This window comes from Pseudomonas soli (assembly GCF_021283165.2).
Lineage (GTDB): Bacteria > Pseudomonadota > Gammaproteobacteria > Pseudomonadales > Pseudomonadaceae > Aquipseudomonas > Aquipseudomonas soli.
Genome location: NZ_CP128543.1, coordinates 5,915,140 through 5,933,828, shown reverse-complemented (window position 1 = coordinate 5,933,828; position 18,689 = coordinate 5,915,140). Strand labels below are relative to the sequence as shown.

Here is an 18,689-nt window from a genome sequence, read left to right as displayed (position 1 = left end):
AAGTCGGCGCTATTTCTTTAGCGCCTTCAGTCGCGCACTGGCTTTCTGTGCGGCTGCCATCTTCTCCGGGCGCTTCATGCGCTTCCACTTGCGAATTTCATCTTTTGACCGCCCGCAGCTGACGCACAGATCACCCTTCAACTGACATAGGGAAATACAAGGGTTCTCGATCGGTGAAGCCATTGTTGAGTTACCTGCGAGTCGGGACTGTGAAGCGAGAGTGCGGGCAACGACTGCGGTCCGCATGCCCACATTAGGCTAGATGGATTTCGACGGTCAGGTGCCGTATTTCATGGACCGGCAGCAGCCGCTCACGAATTCTTGCAACGCTGGTTCCAGCCTGGCCAACAACGCTGACGATCGCTGCGTGAGCATCGGGCCCGACACGCCAGACATGCAGATCGCAAATGCGGACGTCACCGTGTTGTTCAATGAACTCACGGATTTCCTGCGCTACATGATCATCGGTTTTGTCCAGGAGGACACCGGCGGTCACTTTCATCAGGTTCCATGACCAGCGGCCAATAACAACGGCGCCCACGATGCCCATTACAGGGTCGAGCCAGACCCATCCGAGGTATTTGCCCGCCAACAGTGCGACGATCGCCAGGACCGAGGTCAATGCGTCGGCTAGTACATGCACATAGGCCGACCGCAGATTGTTATCGCCGTGGCCATGATTATGGTGGTGGTCATGGCCGTGATCATGGTCGTGCCCGTGGCCCAAGAGCAGCGCACTCACGACGTTCACCAGCAGGCCAACTACCGCGATACCGATGGCCATGCTGAACTGGACTTCATTCGGTTGGAACAGGCGGACGATCGACTCAGCACCGACTGCCAGGGCAACGAGACCCAGAATCAGCGCTGAGGCAAATCCACCAAGGTCACCGACTTTGCCCGTACCAAAACTGAATCGTGAGTTGGTGGCATGTCGCTTTGCGTACGCGTAGGCAGCGGCTGCGATGCCGAGAGCCCCAGCGTGTGTGGCCATATGGAAGCCATCGGCGAGTAGAGCCATCGATCCGGTGATGTAACCAGCGGCAATCTCACCCACCATCATCACAACGGTTAACAAGACCACCCAGAGCGTGCGCTTCGCATTATCTTCATGAGAGGCACCGAGAAAAACATGGTCGTGGGTAGTTGCTGTCGTGCTCATTGCTTGGATGTCCGAGGTCATTTTGAATACCGCTGAATAGCTTCCAGGAGTTCTTCAACGCCCTTACTGCGCTGTTCGTCAGTGAGCGAAGGTTCAGCCACGTGCGCCCTGGCGTGATTCTTGATGATCTCGTCCAGCAGCCCATTCATCGCTCCGCGGGCCGATGCCACAAGGAGCAGGGTTTTGGCGCAGTCATCTTCTTCCTGAAGAGCTTTTTCGATTGCTTGCACCTGCCCAGCAATACGTTTGACGCGCTTGAGCAGCGCGTCCTTGTTTGATGCGAGATGGCCCATACCATACCCCCCTTATGTATATTGGCGCGGATGTTGTCATACCCCGCCCCCCTATACAAGAGGCCAATGCTCAGCAGGCGGTTATGGAGACGAACGGACCGGCTGGCGAAGGTACCAGCCGTCATTCTGGGGAGGTGTAGGTAGAGCCATCCTTGGCTCTCACCGGGGCGTCAGTCGTGAGCGTGGCCATGGCCCGCGCTGTCCTTCGATAGCTCAGGCTCGGCATCGCCGCATGCGACGAGCAGACCAAGAAGGCTGATTACAGCGAGCGAACGTACCAATTTGATAGTCATGTTGTAGGTTCCAAGGTTTTGCGATCAAAGGGTTCAAGGTGCGAGGCTCTCTGCTCGTGAGCCCCGACCTGTTTTCATTTTTTGAGATTGAGATAGTCGCCGGTTGTATTCAGCACGATGGTGACGTTGCCCGAGGTACGGTTACGCCAGAACCAGCCATGGGTACCGTCGAAGAGCGCAATCAGCTCTCCCTTGTCGTCGTTCACCTGGCGGCCCTTGCTGTAGCTGTGAAAGTCGCCTTGGGCCGCATCATAGGTTTCGCCGTGGGTGTCGTGGTTGACCGGCCCTGAAGCACTCCACTCATAGGCCACGGCAGTTCCCTTACGCATTTCGAGCTTGATCTCGCGCCCTTCGCCAGGCTTGAGGGTCAAGCTGACTTTGTCGGTTTTTGCCGCTGGCTGCACCGCTGCAACTGGTGGGGCCGCAGCGGGAGCAACCGGGGGAGCCGGTGTCGGCTTAGCAGGCGCAGGTGCAACTGCAACTACTTTCGTAGCGGCCTCATCGGCCAAGGCCTCTTGGGCGAGGGAGATCTTGATCTCGCCCATCTGGGTGAGCCCCATGGCTCGGCCCAAACCAGTTGGGTCGACGGCATACTCCGAAGGCATGACCACAGTAACCAGAAGGCCAATCGCGACTGCGAAGGCGATCGCGGTGGATCGAATGAGCTGACGGCTGCTCGGCAGTTCACTTGCCGAAGGAAGTGGAGAGTTGAACATGTTCAGGATCCTCAAGCGGTAACAATCAGGCCGGTCAGCTGGTAACCCATCAGCAGAAAACCGGCACTCATCATGGCAACGTTGGCGGTATAGGCGTGAAGCCAAAAACCACCGGTTCTTCTCCAGAAGCCCATCACAATCAGGATGGCGCTCAGCGCGAGCAACTGACCGATCTCAACCCCTACATTGAACGCAATGAGGTTGGGGATCAGGCCGTCGGTGGAGATTTCGTACTCCTGGATCTTTGTTGCCAGGCCAAAGCCATGCAGCAGACCGAATGAAAGCGTCGCGGCTTTGGTGTTCGGCTGGTAACCGAACCAGCGCTTGAAGGCCCCGAGGTTATCCATCGCCTTGTAGACCACCGAGAAACCGATGATGGCGTCGATAATGTAGGAGCTGATGCTGATCTCCGTGAGCACTCCATACAGCAGCGTGACCGAATGCCCAACGGCGAAGAGCGTGACGTAGAGGCCCACGTCCTTGAGGCGGTAGAGGAAGAAGATGACGCCGAACAGGAACAGCAGGTGGTCGTAGCCCGTCATCATGTGCTTGGCGCCCATGTAGATGAACGGGATCAGCATGACCCCCGAGCTTTCCTGGATGAATCCCTTGTCGCCTTCCGCTACAGCGTGTGCCAATGCCTCGGGCATGCCGATGAGCAATGATACGACTAACAGGAACAAGAGGAAGATGGGACGGCGTGTGCGCACGGCGAGCACGCTTCCACCCGGTTTCGAGTGTAAAAACATGAACCAATCCTTTTTGCAGTGATCAAGAGCCGCAAAGCGGCCAGGGTCAGGAAGCAAAAGCAGGACGGGGTGGGCGTTCGATCCGGAAGATTGGTGGGTGTGGTACCGAGTCGCCTGACCAGGCCAACAGTGTGGGCGGGCCAAAGATCGGCATCAGTTGCGCTGCAGAAGAGAGCTGAGGCGTTTCGTGTTGATGGTCTGGGGTGAGCGGGGCATGGTAGTGGTCAGTGCAGTGCGTGCAGCTCCACGAGGCCTCGCCGTGATCGTGTCCAGGCTTAATCGTCACGGTCTCTTGGGGAGCGACTTGAGTCGGTACCGCTAACGAATAGGCGTGCCCCGTCCAGGCCAGCATAAAGGCCATTGCCAAAGCGACGATCATGGTCGATGACAGGAAACGACGAGACATCCAGGTGCCTATCAGGCTGCTCCAACAGCAAAGCTACATGTTTGACCCAACCCCCTGGGGGGGATAGCATCTCCAGCGTAATGTATCGCCGACTGAGACTCAAGATATGTCCGATCACTCCCATAATCACCCGCATGATGCCAAACACGGGCATGCTCACACTCACCAGAGCCATGAGGCGATCATCAAGCGCCTGAAACGGGCAGATGGGCATTTGCGCAGCATCATTACGATGATCGAGGACGGACGTGAGTGCGTAGACATTGCCCAGCAGCTGCATGCGGTCGAAAAGGCTGTCTGCCAGGCCAAGCGTACGCTCATCCAGGACCATATTGACCACTGCCTGGAGGACTCAGTGGCAGCTTTGAGCAACGGCGATCGATCGGCCCTGGACGAATTCAAACAAATCACCAAGTACCTGTAGGGCCGTGTTCGAGCTCACCAGCTACCTCGGCCTGTTTCTGGCAGCTTTTGCAGCCGCCACGCTGTTACCCATGCAGTCAGAAGCAGCGCTTGTCGCGATGCTGGTGTCTGACCACTACCTACCCGTGGCGCTTGTCGCGGTAGCCACCGCCGGCAATGTGCTGGGTTCGGTAGTGAACTGGTATTTGGGTCGAGGCGTCGAGCACTTCAAGCACAAGCGATGGTTCCCGGTTAGTGAGGCCAAGCTGGAGAAGGCACAAGCCTTCTACCAGCTCTACGGATATTGGTCACTGCTACTAAGCTGGGTACCCATCATCGGTGATCCGATTACGTTGGTGGCCGGGATCATGCGCGAGTCGCTTTGGCGTTTCACGCTGCTGGTCATCCTAGCCAAGGGTGGGCGGTACCTGCTGCTGGCACTTTTAGTGCTTGGAAGCATGCCATGACTTCAGATTCACTCCGCCCCACAGAGCGGCACACTGGCCAGGACCTGATCAAGTGGATCGCCTTGATCACGATGGTGTTCGATCACATGCGATTGGCCTGGCCGGCTACAAGCGACCTATTTGTCCTGGGCCGACTGTCCTTCCCTTTGTTCTGTTTGGCGATAGCCATCAACGTCTCGCGGAATCAGGCTGGTGAGTTGTTTACCCGAAGTAATAGCCGGTATCTCGCCCTGTTGGTGTTGTTTGCAGCGCTATCAGAAGTGCCATACCGCTTGGTAAGCACCTCAGGGACATTCAACGTCCTCGTCACATTGACGCTGGGGCTTCTGATCGCTTGGGGAGTGCAGCACCGGACGCTCGCAAGCATGGTGCTGGCTGGCGGTGCAATTCTGGCGGCCTATCTGCTGAGCGGGCCGCTGATGTTCGGTTTTTATGGGGTGTTCGTGCCGGCAGCTCTGGTGCTCGCGATCAAGCGCCCCGAACTGTTCGCGTTACTGCCCGTCGCGCTCTGTGTAGCTGCCAACTCTCGAGCTGGCCTGTTCGAGCAGGCAGCGCAGCTGGAGCCATTCGCCATCCTCGCGCTGCTGACCGCCGCTTTGGCGCCTTTGCTTGGTTTGTCTCTCTACTGGGCCCCTTTGCCGTTCAAGGTTTTGCCTGTCACCCAGTGGAGCTATTGGTTCTACCCCGGCCACTTGGTGGCGGTGCTGGGTATTCGCACACTGATGTAGCCGCCGACTCTGCTTAGGACTGGCATCCTCAGGGTCAAGAACGCCAGCGCTGATAGGGCCTGCGGACTGCGTTAGTGGCAGTGGCGCTCGCCCGTTTTGTGATTGGTGTGGCAACCCTTGGAGTCGGTACCGCCGCTGTGCGCGAAGGCAGCAACCGAAGACAACGACAGAACTGCAGCGATCACGAGGGAAAAGGTCTTCATCAGGCTACTCCATGCTTAGTTTTATGGTGGCACATTGCCTTGTCGAGCATATGTCCTAGAGCATCCTCATAACAACCGTAATGGCGGGAAAGTCGATGAAAGGACTGACCGCTATGGTTTGATGGCGGTCGTCGGTGAGAGGCTCCTTTCAGTCCTTAACGGTCAATCACAAGCATGCATGGTCCGGGCGGCTGATCAACAGCCTCTGGCCTTTGCCGTTTGATGATGGAATGCCATTCGCTTTGGTACACGCTGGTCGGCCCTTGCGGAAGAGAAGCCAGCGGCGCGAAGTGGTGCTACGCGTCAGCGGCCATCGCTAGGCGAGGTCGCCAGCACCCTCGCATTCGTCAAACCAGCCGGACATTCAGCCTGGCGCATTGCGGGCGTTATGGCACGTTTCTACAGGCGTAATTTTGCGAGAAAGTGTGAGGGCATCTTGGGGGGGGATTTCCGTGCACCCCCCGTAATTACTGATGTATACGTGATTTGTACCGGGCAGATACTGATCGGAATATAGATTGAAAAAGTGTCAAAGTACTATGGCTAATTGACGTCGGGCTTTGTGTAAATTCTCAAAAGTCCTGTCCCTGATACAGGATTTCGTGTGTTACAAGTATGCCGATCACTGGATGTGCGTCCTTTCCGAGCCCTATCTTGCAAGTCGGTAACTGATGTCTGATCTTCTATTTTTCCCTATGTCGATGCCGGACGAGATGCTGCATTCTCGTATCACGCGCTACCACTTCCTTTCAGGTAACAGAACCGTAGGGGAGACTTTTCGCGATCTGTTTGGCTCGAATCCCTTCAACGTCGGTATGCTTCCAAAGCAGATTGAGGTGCTTGCTGCCAGGCTACCAGGTATCACATCAAGCAATCTTGACGAGTTGATCTGCACCAACACTACCTTTCCCGCTTACCGACCATTTCTGGGGATCAGTGAATGGGCGGAGGGACCCTCGACAGGCCTCAGCTTCACTGGAGTAGCCCGTATTCCCCGAAGGGAGGGGGCGGTCCACTGCAAGGCAAAGCTCTGTCTCACTTGCGTTCAGCAGGACCTTCTCGAACTGGGTTATGCGTACTGGCATCGCTCACACCACCTACCTGGTGTGGCCGTCTGTTGGCGTCACGGTGACCTGCTGATGCAAGCATGCCCGAGATGCTCTCACCCATTCTTCAGAAAAAATCGGATGCTACCGAGCCTGTCTGAGCCATGTGTATGCGGTTGGAATACGCTCGCTCCTGCGCCAGTGAATCAGGGTACTCAACTTGAAAAGAAATTTGCCCAGTTCGCACACGAACTGCTACAGCGCAATTTGCCACCGATGAGTAGTGATGCTTTGTGTTCTAGCTATCTGCGGCAATGCAAAAAGCGGGGTTTCATACATGGAAGGTTTGCTGGAACAGCAAAACTGTTCGACAGTATTCGTGATACATATGGTGATGAAACTTTGTCGCAGATATGCAGTGCCTACGCAGCGGGAAAGCATGAACAATGGATAAGGTTTACTTCCCACAATGGACAGATGGATATGCCCCTTGCACGGCATATGATCATCGCGCTGCACCTGTTCGGCAGTGCTGATGCGTTCGAGAGTGCCTTGAAGAAAGAAATCATACTTAAAAGTATTTCTGGTGTCAGGTTGCGTGGGCTGCAGGGCAAACCAATCTTGGGTAAAGAGGCGCAGTTCCGTCAGAAAATTGAAACTCTCCTAGCGGTGCGGGCGGACGTCGGCTTGGAGTATCTCTGGTTGAATGCCTATAAAGCGACACGGTGGCTTTACGATAACGACAAATCGTGGCTGATGGCGAAGCTCAGCAGGCCAAAGCCCAAGCCTGTTGAGTTTGAAAACGCCACTGACCCTCGTGACAAAGAGTTTGCTGCCATCTTGATTAAGGGGGCTGAGGAGATGTATCGGATTTCGAGAGGTCAGAAACGAGTCAATATTACCAATTTGCAGAAGCTACTCCCGGTCAATTTGCCGAGGCATTGCCCAACCCGTAAGCATAAATTTCCCCTGGCTCTAGAGCAGGTTGAGCTCCTCTTGGAATCGGTCTGGCACTTCCGGTTGAGGAGATTGATTTGTGCTGTTGACGATATGGTTAGACTTAACCTTCCGATAAATACCGGCAGCCTTAATATAGTTTCCAGCGTTGATAAGCCGGTATTCCATGTTTTAGTCAGCTTTTTCGAATGGGATCTGGAGAGTTTCGTGAAAAATGGCGTAGATCCTGAGGCTGTACTCAGGTCAACCGGCGTATCACGGGACTGGCAGGGACCTCCCGGCTTCAACGTTGTTCTCGGGGGAAATGCTTACTACCGTAATAGACCAGCGAGCGGATTTTTGGAGAACGCGAAGAAGTAGGAGCCATCAACTGCACTAGAAGGACGGCGGCAGCTTTGATCACCCGCTTGCTCAGCGGTAAGCTGATCGAAAGCTAGGAGTTGAAATCATGATCAACGGACAGCGCCTTAGCGGTGAGCAGTGTTCGGTCGGCCTGAAGGTGGCGCTTCGAATCATCGATGCCTGGCGAGCAACACCGGAACAAGCCTGCAGCATCCTACGGATCTCTCTATCGACGTATCGCCGCGCTGTGCGGGGTCTGGAGTGTGGGCAAAAACTCGATCTGGATCAGCAGCAGCGGATCGGCCTGGTGATAGGTATTCACGGTTTTTTGAGAGCTGCATTCAGCAATCAGGATAATGTGAAGGGCTTTCCAGGCTTCAAGAATGCCAACGCATTTTTTGAGGGGCGCACGCCTCTGGAGATCATGGCCCAAGGAGACCTAATCTCTCTGTACGAGACGTATCGACGTATTGAGCAGATTCACTGCGGCGAAATCATCGCTGCTTGACGATCAGCCGCAGTGGGGGAAGGCTAGGGTTAGGCTACCAACTGCAGGCGAGGAGCGATTGCAAGGTAGTCTTGCGGGATGGTCGATAGGATTGCAACGACGTTCTCCTGTGGCAGCCGTTCAGAGAGCAGCGCTTCAAGTTTGGCCAACCGCTCTTGGACGGCGTGGGTACGATCCCACTGAATGACGAAGCGCTTGGCCGCGACCTTCTGCTCTACAAGCACCAAATGACGGCTGAGGTCGTAGGTGTAACGCATGGTGACCTTGCTCGACGATCCGTCATCGTCTGCCTCTTGGAAGGTGAGCTCGAACACCAGGCCCTGAGAGGTTTTCCGGGCTGAGGACTCGACGTAGTCCTCCTCGAAGAGATTGTCGATGAGCTCACTGGGCTGAACGCCACGGGTTACGTGGAGAGTCGAGAGCTCATCAACCAGCATTTTGATGGATTCAAGACTCATTTCAGTATTCTCCTCAGATCGTCGATGATCACTTCCACGTCCTCAATTGACCTGGTCAGCAAGCCATTGTCACGGTCAGCAACCCTACCGAATTTCTTCGCCAGCTTGGTGTTAATAAAGCTCACCAGTATACCGTCGTTAGGTGTGTTGAATTTCACCATCGGCAGGTGGTTTTTGAAAATCGGATAAAGGGTAGAAGCTTTTTCTGAGATCTGCAGGTCGCTGAGCAAGGTCGCGACCTCGTCTTGAGCCTTCTTCGTCAGGATCTCGCGAAGCTGCTTGCGGGCGATCTCGGGCCGCTTTTCCACAAGATTGGGGTCTATGATCTGAGCCGCTTTCTTCGTTTCGGCGTTGAGGAAAACGCTCTTGAGCTGCGCCAGAACTTCCGCGTCGTAGCCCTCGAGTCCAGTAAGCGCCTGGACCTTTTGGGTCGCGATGGATTCGACCTCAGCCCTTTTCTCGGAAAAAATCTTATTGAAGTCCAAGTCTACAAGGTAGGAATCTTGGTCACTCACGAACGCTTCTGAGGTTGAAACACCACCCAGTTCCCGCTCTTTGCGGGTGTAGTCCTCATCCGTGATGGTGTAGTCGCGGGTCCGCTGGTGTTTTGCCCGATCAACCTCAGTCTGGAAGGCCGTCCACATAGCGTCCAGACCGGTTTCCTTGTGATAGATCACCACGGCGTTGTTATCGATCTCAAAGGCCGTGATTTCCTCATCCGGAATCGCTCGCAGGACTCTGCCGACTATCTGCGCAAAGGCGTTTTCGCTTCGGTAGGGCCGGAAAAGCGCAAGAACCGTGAGGTACCGATGGTCGTAGCCTTCCATCAACATGTTCACTGAGATGACGACATCGCATTGATGGTTGTCGATTACCCGAAACGCTGCAGCGATATCGCCCTGATCCATGTAGCTGTGCACGACAGCCACAGTCAGGTTCTTGGACTGATACCAGGTGCGCAGGTCCTCGGCATGGGTGATGCTGCAGCCAACAGCGAGAATCTTGTGCGGCACTTTTGGAGAGGTTTTCCGAAGCTCATCCAGCTTCTGAATGCTCAGGTCGATAACGTCCATCGAGCATTCTGGAGACAGGGCGACGCTACGCTCTACCCACTCCCGGTCCTTATATTCGAGGACTTGTTCCTTGGATAGCCGGGTACCTGGCTGCTCCGCGATTGTGAAATAGAGCTCGTGAGCGCTGACGGTCTCTTTTCTCAGCCACTTCACGTACCGATCACGCATCACCTCTGAAAGCGGTGTCTTGTGGATCAGCTTCCCTGGCACTTCCTGGTTGTCGCCGCGGAATGGAGTGCCCGTCACGAAAATTTTCTTGGCCTTGGAGAAATGGGCCAAGGTCTTTTGCCAACTGCCCGCCGGCGCATGGTGCCCTTCGTCGATGATGATCAGGTCGAAGAAGTCAGGGGCCACCCGCTTTGTTAGTGACTGACCGCGCTCGTTGTACACCTGCTGGATGTTCGAGTAGACGAAATGGGCCTGTTCCAGGCTGGCCTGATGTGTTTCTGACGTGAATTCACACGTGACCGGCAGATCCTCGGCACTGAAAATCACATCGAAATTGATCCAGAAATTGTCTTCCAGCAGATCCTGGGTCTTTCGGATGCTCTGCTTCGTGACCAAGCCCGGTGTGATGATCAACACGCGACCCTTTGCCAGGCCAAATGGCACGATGGAGATCAGTCCACTTTTACCTGTGCCGGTCGGCAGGACGATCAGCGCATCCTCATTGGAGCTTTCGAAATGCTCCTGCGCTTTGATGTAGGCCTCGATCTGCGGGCTGCGCAGCTTCTTATTACCGAGGATGTTAGCTGCCGTTTCGGTGAAGTAATTCATAGACAGTCGAGGTTCCTATCGGCGGCGCGCGCCAAGGTGCCCGCGCGCTGGGCCACTGCTCGGCGACGGGAGGACAGAATTGGAATTGTTCGAGGTGCAGCAGATGTGGGCATTGAAATATCCATATTTCGGGCCAGGCATCATCAGGCGATCTTGATGACTGAGCGTAAGCGCTGTGGCTGATTGTAGCCCAGTGATATCACGCTTTGGGGCCCGATTTTCTGGCGAATGCGGTTCACGGCACCGTGCCAATGAACATTTGTACCTTTCATGGACAGGTTGAAATGCGTGGCATGACAATACGCTGAACATGCCGGCGCGCGGCATAACCTGCATCAGGCTCAGCGATAGGACTTCCTAGCATGCTTTACCTTACCGACGAACAGCCCGCGTTCTGTCCAAAATGTGGCAAGCCGATCGACCCACAGCTGCACGGCTGGGAGGCAAAGGATCGTTTTTACAACGGACATCATCCGTTTCTTTGCGGTTGTGGGGCCCGCTATCTGATCGCAGGGGCAGCCGTGAACAAAGCCTTCGACTCGGCTGAAACGGTCGCCGGTGACGCTGGCATTGACCGGCAGGCGAGAGCCAACCTGATGTGCGAGCTGTATGTGATTTTGGGAGCCCTTGATGCTCCGGCCGCAGTGCTTGACCAGGTACTTGCAGCGGTTGAAGGCGACGAACTGCCGTACTCTACTTTATTGCCATTCGAGAATGACTAAATGAACAAGCTTTACTGGTTCTGCGTTTCCAATCCAGATGGAAAGCGTTTTCCCGAATGGCGACGGTCCTTCGGCGTGAGTGACGGCGGGGTAGTGTTCGTGCCGGCGGCGATGGCGGGTGATGAGACTGAGATGAACGTCATGCTCTGTGCATCTGGTGATGGGCAGAGCACTGCTGTGCACCTTGATCACCATTTCGTGCCGAGTGACTGGCTGAAACGCGAGTTCCCCAAACACTTTGAGTTGATCGAGATGGTTGAGGCCCGTGCCCAAAGTGCTTTGGCAGAAATCGGCCAGGCACAGTCAGCGCCTATTTTGGATTAGGTTTCCGGATTGGCCTCAGCACGATCACGCTGTTGACCAATTCGATGCTGAGCTTGTCGCCTACGGAAAGGCTCAGCTCTTTCAGGATGTCTGGGGGTAACTCCACGATCACATCCCTTGAGCCATCACGAGGGTCCTGACTTTTGACCGTCGTGCGCGCTGATTGGGTCATGGAAGGGTCTCGACTGGTTCAGCTGTGCCTTTGTACTTCGACAGGCTTCTTCAATGGTCACCACGTTACCGAAAGGCGGCGGGGACGGACTTGGCGTGCGGCACATGGCATGAATGGGATCGTAGTGCACAGATGAGGTCGCTTTGAGCGGGCTTGTCGCTAGCTGTGTCAAACTATATTCCGTGCAACGGAGTGCCTTTTTTCGATGGGGCGCCTGCTTGTGTCAAACTATGATTCGTTCGCAGCTGTAGGTCTCATCGCTGGAGGCTACGAATTACAGGGGGCTCTGTGTCAAACTATATTGCGAGCCCCCAGAGGGCGCCGCACGGGCGCCCTCCCTTTATGCTGTCTTCCTTCCTCTCAAAGCCTCCCCCGCAACCTGTCCGAGCAGGTAAAAACGCATATTGGATATGCAGCGCTGACGCATCGCGCAATCTAGAAACGTCATATCCTTCTGCTGCTCGATGAAGCCGTGCCTTGCGGCCTGGCGATGCAGCAACACACTGGTCGACCCAGGATGGGCGATCCGACAACAAGAACAAGAGAAGTCATCGACATGGATGTGAGATGTGATCAGCTCAAGACGCTGACGGGCACGCTGTGCCTGGCGTTTGCCACCGGCCTGCCGCTGTCGGCTGCGGCGGCCTATCAGGACACTGGCCGCCTGGGCGACCCTGCCAGCTGGCGCTCGGTCGAATACCAGCAGGACTGGGGCCTGGAGCGCATGCAGGCGAGCCAGGCCTATGCCGCCGGGTTCACCGGTGCCGGGGTCAGCATCGGCGCCCTGGACTCGGGATTCGATCCCGCCCATCCCGAAGCCAGCCCCGGGCGTTTCCACGCGGTCACCGCCACCGGCCAGTACCTCGACGGTACTCCGTTCAGTGTGTCCGGGGTGCTCAATGGCGCCAACGACAGCCATGGTACCCATGTCACCGGCACCATGGGCGCGGCCCGTGATGGCGTGGGCATGCACGGCGTGGCCTTCAATGCCCAGGTATACGTGGGCAACACCAACAAGAATGACAAGTTCCTGTTTGGCACCGATCCCGATCCGCGGTATTTCAAGGCGGTCTACGACGCCCTGGTGGATGCCGGGGCGAGGGCGATCAACAACAGTTGGGGCAGCCAGCCCAAGGATGTCAGCTACCAGACCCTCGGCGACCTGCGCACGGCCTACGCCCAGCATTTCCAGCAGGCCACCTGGCTCGATGCCGCTGGCGATGTGGCGCGTCGGGGTGTGATCAATGTGTTCAGCGCCGGCAACAGCGGCTATGCCAATGCCAGCGTGCGCTCGGCGCTGCCGTACTTCCAGCCGGAACTGGAAGGCCACTGGCTGGCGGTATCGGGCCTGGACAAGAACAACCAGCAGAAATACAACCAGTGCGGCATCGCCAAATACTGGTGCCTGGCGACCCCCGGGGCGGCAATCACCAGTACCGTGCCCGGTGGCGGCTATGCCACCTACAACGGCACCTCAATGGCCGCGCCCCATGCCACCGGGGCCCTGGCCCTGGTCATGGAGCGTTATCCCTATCTGAACAACCAGCAGGCCTTGCAAGTGCTGCTGACCACTTCGCGCCAGCTCGATGGCTCGCCGACCCAGGCGCCCAGCGAGCGGGTGGGCTGGGGCGTTCCGGACCTGGGCCGGGCCTTGCATGGCCCAGGGCAGTTGTTGGGGGAGTTCAACGTCAACCTGGAGCGTGGGCAGGGCGATAGCTGGAGCAACGGCATTTCCGACCAGGCACTGGTGCAGCGTCAGGCCGAGGACGTCGCGGAACGGCAGGCCTGGCAGCAGACCCTCAAGGATCGCGGCTGGGAGCATGGGCTGGCAGCGGGCGCCAGCCAGCAGGATCGCAGTGATTATGCCCTGGGCATGGCGCGTGACGCGGCAGCCGCGCAGCGGGTTTACCAGGGCAGCCTGGTCAAGTCCGGGGCCGGTTGGCTGGTGCTGTCGGGTGACAGCAGCTACCGCGGCCCGACCCGCGTCGATGGCGGGTTGCTGGCGGTCAACGGCAGCCTGCAATCAGCGGTGACGGTCAATGCTGGCGGTACAGTGGGCGGCAATGGCCGGGTCGGTGCCCTGATTGCCAACGCTGGGGGCGTGGTGGCCCCGGGTAACTCCATCGGTACCTTGAATGTCGCCGGTAACCTGGACTTGCAGCCGGGTTCGACCTATCAGGTGGAGCTGTCGCCCACGGCCAGTGATCGACTCGTGGTGGATGGTCAGGCCAGCGTCGCTGGCGCCAATCTCGATCTGGTGCCCCAGGCTCGGCCGAACCTGCTGGCCGGTGGCCCGGTCACCAGCCTGGTGGGGCGCCAGTTCGACATCCTGCAGGCGGCAGGCGGCGTCGATGGGCGCTTCGCCCAGGTTCAACCCGGCTACTTGTTCCTTGGGACCGTGCTCGACTATTCGGCCAACGGTGTGCAGTTGGACGTGACGCGCAGCGCCGCAACGTTCGACAGCGTCGCGGCCACGCCCAACCAGCTCGCCAGCGGCGCCGCCGTGGAGCGCCTGGGGCCGGGCAATCCGGTGTATGAAAGCCTGCTGCTCTCGACCTCGGCGGACCAGGTCCGGGACGGCCTGCGCCAGCTAGCCGGGGAGATCTATCCGGCGCTGGACTCGATGCTGCTCAGCCAGGGCTCGGTGTTGCGTGATGCCTTGGGCGATCGTGTGCAAGGCGCCGCACTGCCAGCCAATGCGCCTGGCACGACGGCGCCCGAGACCGGCTCGACCCAGCTCTGGCTCAAAGGCCTGGGCAGTTGGGGGCGCATCGAGGGCGTGCAGGGCAGTGAGTCCTATACCAGCTCCTTGGGCGGCATGCTGCTGGGCCTGGACCGGGACTTCGACGAGCAGACCCGCGCCGGTCTGGCTGCCGGCTACAGCGACAGCTCCCTGGGCATGGGCGGCAGCCACTCCCGGGCCACGGTCGACAGCTATCACTTGGGCGCCTATGTCCGTCACGACGTCGACCAGCTGCGCTTGAGCCTGGGCGGCAGCTACAGCTGGCACTGCGCCGAAGTTCGTCGCGACCTGGCCTATGCCGAGGTGTCCGGCCGCCAGCGCGCGCGGATCGATGCCCGCAGCCAGCAGCTGTTTGCCGAGGCGGCCTATCGCCTGGCGTTGCCGGCGGTGCAGTTGGAGCCGTTCGCCAACCTGACCTACCAGCACCTGGACCGTGATGGCTTCCATGAGAAGGGCGATGCCGCAGCGTTGCAGGCGGGCGACGAGCAGCGTGATGCCTGGTTAAGCACCTTGGGCCTGCGTGGGCGCCAGCAATGGCAAGTGGGCCCGCAGCAGGACCTGCAATTGGCGGCAAGCCTGGGCTGGCAGCACCGGCTGAGCGGAACCCAGGACCGCGAGCACCTGGCCTTTGCCGACAGTGACCTGCCGTTCCGGGTGGAGACGGCGCCAGCCCTGCGCGATGCCGCGCTGGTCGGGCTCCAGGCACGGGTGGGCCTGACCCGCGACCTGGACCTGAGCCTGGACTACCAGGGGCGTCTGGCCAGTCGTGAACAACAGCATGGCGCGGGGCTCAACCTGCAATGGCGTTTCTGAGGCGTCATGGCGCCAGTTGTTGCAATACGGAGTTCGACCAACGCGGTATTCAATCCATACAACTAAGGAAGGTCGTAGTGAAGCGAGTCAGACAGGATGACAGCGCACTTGGGCAGGGCTGGGCCCTGGCGCCGCTGGGGCGGGTATTGATGGGCTGGGCGGCGTTGATGGGCACGGCCCAGGCCGCGCCCTATGTGGAGAGTGGCCGCCTCGGCGACGCCAGCAGCTGGCGGAGCAGCGAATTCAAGGCCGATTGGGGGCTGGGGGCGATCCACGCCGACAGCGCCTATGCCGCCGGCTACAGCGGCAAGGGGGTGAAGCTGGGGATCTTCGACCAGCCGGTGTACGCCGCGCACCCTGAGTTCGCCGGCAAGGACAAGATCGTGACCCTGGTCACCAGTGGCATTCGCCAGTACACCGACCCCTATATTCCGGTGAAAGCCGGCGATGCCTTCCGCTACGACGGCAGCCCGTCGGTAGGTTCGGATGGCAAGCTCGGCTCCCATGGCACCCACGTCGGGGGGATCGCCGCCGGCAACCGTGACGGCGTGGAGATGCATGGCGTGGCCTTCAATGCGCAGATCATCAGCGCCGACAACGGCGACCCCGGCCCCGAGGATGGCATCGTCCTGGGCAACGATGGCGCGGTGTACAAGGCCGGCTGGGACAGCCTGGTGGCCAGCGGCGCGCGGATCATCAACAACAGCTGGGGCATCGGCATCACCGACCGCTTCGCCAAGGGCGGGCGCAATCCGGACTTCCCGCATTTCACCGTGAACGATGCCCGGGCGCAGTTCGCGCAAATCCAGCCGCTGCTGGGCACCTTGCCCGGTGGCGCCTATGACGGGGCCATCGCCGCCGCCCGCAGCGGGGTCCTGACGATCTTTGCCGCCGGCAACGACTACAACCTGAACAACCCCGATGCGATTGCCGGGCTGGGCTATTTCGTACCGGAGATCGCCCCCAACTGGATGACCGTGGCGGCGTTGCAGCAGAACCCCGACACCAGCAGCGCCAACCCGTACGTGATCAGCACGTTCTCTTCGCGCTGCGGCTATACCGCAAGCTTCTGCGTATCGGCCCCCGGCACCCGCATCTACAGCGCGGTGATTGGCGGTACCAGCCTGGAGGACCTGACCCAGGGTTACGCCAACAAGAACGGTACCTCCATGGCCGCGCCCCATGCCGCTGGCGCAGCGGCGGTGCTGATGGAGCGTTTCCCCTACATGAGCGGCGCGCAGATCGCCAGCGTGCTGCGCACCACTGCCACCGACATGGGCGCGCCCGGCATCGATTCCTTGTATGGCTGGGGCATGATCAACCTGGACAAGGGTATCCGCGGCCCCGGCATGCTGGTTACCGAGCAGGACATTCCCGAGGAGTTGCGGATCGCCGGCGGCTACGGCCCGAGCCAGTTCGTCGCTGATCTGCCGGGTGTCGGCGCCCTGGTGGATGCTGGCAGGCCCACGGAAAGGCGCTGCAACGATCTGAGCTGTGTGCTGGATCTGTGGAGCAACGATATTTCCGGGCATGGCGGCCTGACCAAGCAGGGCATCGGCACCCTGGTGCTCAGCGGGAACAACACTTACGCCGGTCCGACGCTGGTCAACCAGGGGCGGCTGGCGGTCAATGGTTCGCTGCAATCGACCGTGACGGTCAACGACGGCGGCGTGCTGGGCGGCAATGGCCGGATCGGCGCGCTGGTGGTCAACCGCGGCGGCGTGGTGGCGCCCGGCAACTCCATTGGCACCTTGCGCGTCAGTAATGACGTGACCTTCCAGCCTGGCTCGACCTATGCGGTGGAGGTAGACAGCACTGGCAGCGACCGTCTGGTCAGCGATGGCCAGATAGCCGTGGGCGGTGCGAACCTGGCCCTGGACCTGCAGAACCCTGGCGTTTCGCTGCAGTCCCAGCAAGCCACCAGCCTGGTGGGGCGGCAGTTCGACATCCTGGATGCCGCAGGTGGCGTGCAAGGCAGTTTTGCCCAAGTGCAGTCCAACGCGTTGTTCCTCGGTGGTGGCTTGGCGTATACCGGCAGTGGGGTACGGCTGGCGGTGCAGCGTAATGCCACCTCGTTCGCCAGTGTCGGCCTGACCGCCAACCAGCGTTCGGTGGCCGCGGCGGCCGATCGGCTCGGCGCGGGCAACCCGGTCTACGAGAGCCTGCTGTTGTCGGCCGATGCCGCCAGCGCCCAGCAGGCATTCGATCAGCTGTCCGGCGAAATCCACCCGGCGGTGGGTAACTTGCTGCTCAACGACAGCCGCCAGTTGCGCGACGCCGTAGGCGAGCGTACCCGGCTGCAGGGTGTGGAAGGCCAGGACAACGGCCTGTGGGTCAAGGCCCTCGGCGCCTGGGGCAAGGCCGACGGTGATTCCGGACATGCGCGCTATAGCAGTTCGATTGGCGGCATGCTGCTGGGGATCGATGGGCAGATGAGCGAGGACACCCGTGTCGGCGTCTTTACCGGCTATAGCGACAGTTCGCTGAGCATGGGCGATGGCCGTCACTCCTCGGCCAGCGTCGACAGCTACCACCTGGGCGCCTATGCCGGCAAGGAACTGGAGCAGCTGCGCCTGAGCGTGGGCGCCAGCCACAGTTGGCACCGTACCGAGACCAAGCGCGAACTGCAGTACAACGAGGTCAGCGATCGCCAGAAGAGCAAGCGCGATGCCCAGAGCACCCAGGTGTTCGGCGAGGCGGCCTGGAAGGTCGAACTGCCGAGCGTGGCGCTGGAGCCGTTCGCCAATCTGGCCTACGTGCATATAGCCAGCGACAGCTTCAGGGAGCATGGCGGCGCTGCCGCGCTCAAGGGGGGCCAGGATAACCGCGATGCCTGGCTCTCGACCTTGGGCATGCGCGCCGGCAAGCAGCTGCAGTTGTCCAGCGGCCAGGCGGTCGAGCTTGCCGCCACTCTGGGCTGGCAGCACAACCTGAGCTCCACCGGGGCCGACCAGCACCTGGCGTTCGCGGGCCAGGGCGATACCTACAAGGTTCAGGCGCTGTCACTGGACCGTGATGCGGCGGTGGTCGGTGCACGGGTGGGGATTGCCCTGAGCCGCGAGGCCCGGGTCAACCTGGACTACAACGGACTGCTGGGTAGCCGCGACAAGAGCCACGGGGTCGGCCTGACCCTGGATTGGGCATTCTGACACTAAGGTCTCAGTGCTTTGTAGTCAAAAGGCCCCTGCATTCGCGGGGGCTTTTAAGTTCTGCAGGTAAGCATTTTCGGAGCAATGTGAAATCCGTAGCAGTTCGTCGTTGTCGGACGTTTCTACAACCAGCGTCTGGCATGGATCAATGTTTTCTCTCCGGGTTTGCCCTAACGTCCCCCGACC

The 18,689-nt window shown here is 59.1% G+C and carries 18 protein-coding genes; 9 read left to right on the top strand and 9 right to left on the bottom strand.

Translation table 11 applies throughout. The annotated features are described in order from the left end of the window. Positions 1–9: 9 nt before the first annotated feature. The 5 genes from LU688_RS27395 to LU688_RS27375 all read right to left on the bottom strand — a co-directional run bounded on the left by LU688_RS27395 (position 10) and on the right by LU688_RS27375 (position 3,213). The gene (locus tag LU688_RS27395; protein ID WP_232887933.1) at positions 10–183 is read right to left on the bottom strand and encodes a DUF1289 domain-containing protein; all 174 of its coding nucleotides are present in this window, start codon (positions 181–183) and stop codon (positions 10–12) included. A gap of 70 nt (positions 184–253) precedes the next feature. Next, positions 254–1,183 (bottom strand): CDF family Co(II)/Ni(II) efflux transporter DmeF, encoded by a 930-nt coding sequence (gene dmeF, locus LU688_RS27390; protein WP_232887934.1) that lies wholly within the window; start codon positions 1,181–1,183, stop codon positions 254–256. Next, on the bottom strand, positions 1,180–1,455 hold the full coding sequence (locus tag LU688_RS27385) for a metal/formaldehyde-sensitive transcriptional repressor (RefSeq protein ID WP_232887935.1): 276 nt from the start codon (positions 1,453–1,455) through the stop codon (positions 1,180–1,182). The genes dmeF and LU688_RS27385 overlap by 4 nt, the downstream gene beginning before the upstream one ends. Before the next feature lie 367 nt (positions 1,456–1,822). Further along, entirely contained in the window at positions 1,823–2,464 is a 642-nt protein-coding gene (locus tag LU688_RS27380) for a hypothetical protein (protein ID WP_232887936.1), read from the bottom strand. A gap of 11 nt (positions 2,465–2,475) precedes the next feature. Then, on the bottom strand, positions 2,476–3,213 hold the full coding sequence (locus tag LU688_RS27375; RefSeq protein WP_232887937.1) for a HupE/UreJ family protein: 738 nt from the start codon (positions 3,211–3,213) through the stop codon (positions 2,476–2,478). Positions 3,214–3,725: 512 nt separating this feature from the next. Between LU688_RS27375 and LU688_RS27370 the strand changes: the two genes are divergently transcribed. From LU688_RS27370 to LU688_RS27360, 3 genes are read left to right on the top strand one after another with little or no spacing between them, the layout of a single operon-like run. Further along, positions 3,726–4,043 (top strand): metal-sensing transcriptional repressor, encoded by a 318-nt coding sequence (locus LU688_RS27370; protein ID WP_232887938.1) that lies wholly within the window; start codon positions 3,726–3,728, stop codon positions 4,041–4,043. Positions 4,044–4,047: 4 nt separating this feature from the next. Further along, the gene (locus LU688_RS27365; protein ID WP_232887939.1) at positions 4,048–4,488 is read left to right on the top strand and encodes a YqaA family protein; all 441 of its coding nucleotides are present in this window, start codon (positions 4,048–4,050) and stop codon (positions 4,486–4,488) included. Then, positions 4,485–5,216 (top strand): TraX family protein, encoded by a 732-nt coding sequence (locus LU688_RS27360; protein ID WP_232887940.1) that lies wholly within the window; start codon positions 4,485–4,487, stop codon positions 5,214–5,216. Before LU688_RS27365 ends, LU688_RS27360 begins: the two co-directional genes overlap by 4 nt. Positions 5,217–5,287: 71 nt before the next feature. On the opposite strand, the gene LU688_RS27355 is transcribed toward LU688_RS27360, so the two are convergent. Continuing rightward, on the bottom strand, positions 5,288–5,419 hold the full coding sequence (locus LU688_RS27355) for a YHYH domain-containing protein (protein WP_232887941.1): 132 nt from the start codon (positions 5,417–5,419) through the stop codon (positions 5,288–5,290). Positions 5,420–6,090: 671 nt separating this feature from the next. Between LU688_RS27355 and LU688_RS27350 the strand changes: the two genes are divergently transcribed. Continuing rightward, complete coding sequence (locus tag LU688_RS27350) at positions 6,091–7,782, top strand: TnsD family Tn7-like transposition protein (RefSeq protein ID WP_232887942.1); 1,692 nt, start codon at positions 6,091–6,093, stop codon at positions 7,780–7,782. Between the two features lie 88 nt (positions 7,783–7,870). Further along, positions 7,871–8,272 (top strand): antitoxin Xre-like helix-turn-helix domain-containing protein, encoded by a 402-nt coding sequence (locus LU688_RS27345; RefSeq protein ID WP_232887943.1) that lies wholly within the window; start codon positions 7,871–7,873, stop codon positions 8,270–8,272. A gap of 29 nt (positions 8,273–8,301) precedes the next feature. Here the strand turns inward: LU688_RS27345 and LU688_RS27340 are convergent, their stop codons facing one another. Then, positions 8,302–8,730: a hypothetical protein gene (locus tag LU688_RS27340; protein WP_232887944.1), complete on the bottom strand. Its 429-nt coding sequence runs from the start codon at positions 8,728–8,730 to the stop codon at positions 8,302–8,304. After that, a complete protein-coding gene (locus tag LU688_RS27335; protein ID WP_232887945.1) occupies positions 8,727–10,580 on the bottom strand; it encodes a DEAD/DEAH box helicase in 1,854 nt (617 codons plus the stop codon). The genes LU688_RS27340 and LU688_RS27335 overlap by 4 nt, the downstream gene beginning before the upstream one ends. A 362-nt stretch (positions 10,581–10,942) precedes the next feature. Here LU688_RS27335 and LU688_RS27330 point away from each other — a divergent pair, with 362 nt between their 5' ends. Beyond that, entirely contained in the window at positions 10,943–11,302 is a 360-nt protein-coding gene (locus LU688_RS27330; RefSeq protein ID WP_232887946.1) for a hypothetical protein, read from the top strand. Beyond that, complete coding sequence (locus tag LU688_RS27325; RefSeq protein WP_232887947.1) at positions 11,303–11,626, top strand: hypothetical protein; 324 nt, start codon at positions 11,303–11,305, stop codon at positions 11,624–11,626. It abuts the gene before it with no gap. Here LU688_RS27325 and LU688_RS27320 read toward each other — a convergent pair. Next, the gene (locus LU688_RS27320; protein WP_232887948.1) at positions 11,613–11,798 is read right to left on the bottom strand and encodes an AbrB/MazE/SpoVT family DNA-binding domain-containing protein; all 186 of its coding nucleotides are present in this window, start codon (positions 11,796–11,798) and stop codon (positions 11,613–11,615) included. The two genes, LU688_RS27325 and LU688_RS27320, sit on opposite strands and share 14 nt — an antisense overlap. Before the next feature lie 556 nt (positions 11,799–12,354). On the opposite strand from LU688_RS27320, the gene eprS reads away from it, so the two are divergent. Further along, positions 12,355–15,354 carry an autotransporter serine peptidase EprS gene (gene eprS, locus LU688_RS27315; RefSeq protein WP_094010876.1) on the top strand — a complete coding sequence of 1,000 codons (3,000 nt, stop codon included), beginning with the start codon at positions 12,355–12,357 and terminating at the stop codon, positions 15,352–15,354. 149 nt (positions 15,355–15,503) lie between these two features. Beyond that, positions 15,504–18,503, top strand: a complete 3,000-nt coding sequence (locus LU688_RS27310; RefSeq protein WP_201754897.1) for an autotransporter serine protease — start codon at positions 15,504–15,506, stop codon at positions 18,501–18,503. Positions 18,504–18,689: the final 186 nt, after the last annotated feature.

What these genes read in the sequence shown, in the direction of transcription:
- LU688_RS27395 (WP_232887933.1), bottom strand. Translation starts at nt 183, where the DNA reads ATGGCTTCACCGATCGAGAACCCTTGTATTTCCCTATGTCAGTTGAAG.
- dmeF (WP_232887934.1), bottom strand. Translation starts at nt 1,183, where the DNA reads ATGACCTCGGACATCCAAGCAATGAGCACGACAGCAACTACCCACGAC.
- LU688_RS27385 (WP_232887935.1), bottom strand. Translation starts at nt 1,455, where the DNA reads ATGGGCCATCTCGCATCAAACAAGGACGCGCTGCTCAAGCGCGTCAAA.
- LU688_RS27380 (WP_232887936.1), bottom strand. Translation starts at nt 2,464, where the DNA reads ATGTTCAACTCTCCACTTCCTTCGGCAAGTGAACTGCCGAGCAGCCGT.
- LU688_RS27375 (WP_232887937.1), bottom strand. Translation starts at nt 3,213, where the DNA reads ATGTTTTTACACTCGAAACCGGGTGGAAGCGTGCTCGCCGTGCGCACA.
- LU688_RS27370 (WP_232887938.1), top strand. Translation starts at nt 3,726, where the DNA reads ATGTCCGATCACTCCCATAATCACCCGCATGATGCCAAACACGGGCAT.
- LU688_RS27360 (WP_232887940.1), top strand. Translation starts at nt 4,485, where the DNA reads ATGACTTCAGATTCACTCCGCCCCACAGAGCGGCACACTGGCCAGGAC.
- LU688_RS27355 (WP_232887941.1), bottom strand. Translation starts at nt 5,419, where the DNA reads ATGAAGACCTTTTCCCTCGTGATCGCTGCAGTTCTGTCGTTGTCTTCG.
- LU688_RS27350 (WP_232887942.1), top strand. Translation starts at nt 6,091, where the DNA reads ATGTCTGATCTTCTATTTTTCCCTATGTCGATGCCGGACGAGATGCTG.
- LU688_RS27345 (WP_232887943.1), top strand. Translation starts at nt 7,871, where the DNA reads ATGATCAACGGACAGCGCCTTAGCGGTGAGCAGTGTTCGGTCGGCCTG.
- LU688_RS27340 (WP_232887944.1), bottom strand. Translation starts at nt 8,730, where the DNA reads ATGAGTCTTGAATCCATCAAAATGCTGGTTGATGAGCTCTCGACTCTC.
- LU688_RS27335 (WP_232887945.1), bottom strand. Translation starts at nt 10,580, where the DNA reads ATGAATTACTTCACCGAAACGGCAGCTAACATCCTCGGTAATAAGAAG.
- LU688_RS27330 (WP_232887946.1), top strand. Translation starts at nt 10,943, where the DNA reads ATGCTTTACCTTACCGACGAACAGCCCGCGTTCTGTCCAAAATGTGGC.
- LU688_RS27325 (WP_232887947.1), top strand. Translation starts at nt 11,303, where the DNA reads ATGAACAAGCTTTACTGGTTCTGCGTTTCCAATCCAGATGGAAAGCGT.
- LU688_RS27320 (WP_232887948.1), bottom strand. Translation starts at nt 11,798, where the DNA reads ATGACCCAATCAGCGCGCACGACGGTCAAAAGTCAGGACCCTCGTGAT.
- eprS (WP_094010876.1), top strand. Translation starts at nt 12,355, where the DNA reads ATGGATGTGAGATGTGATCAGCTCAAGACGCTGACGGGCACGCTGTGC.
- LU688_RS27310 (WP_201754897.1), top strand. Translation starts at nt 15,504, where the DNA reads ATGGGCTGGGCGGCGTTGATGGGCACGGCCCAGGCCGCGCCCTATGTG.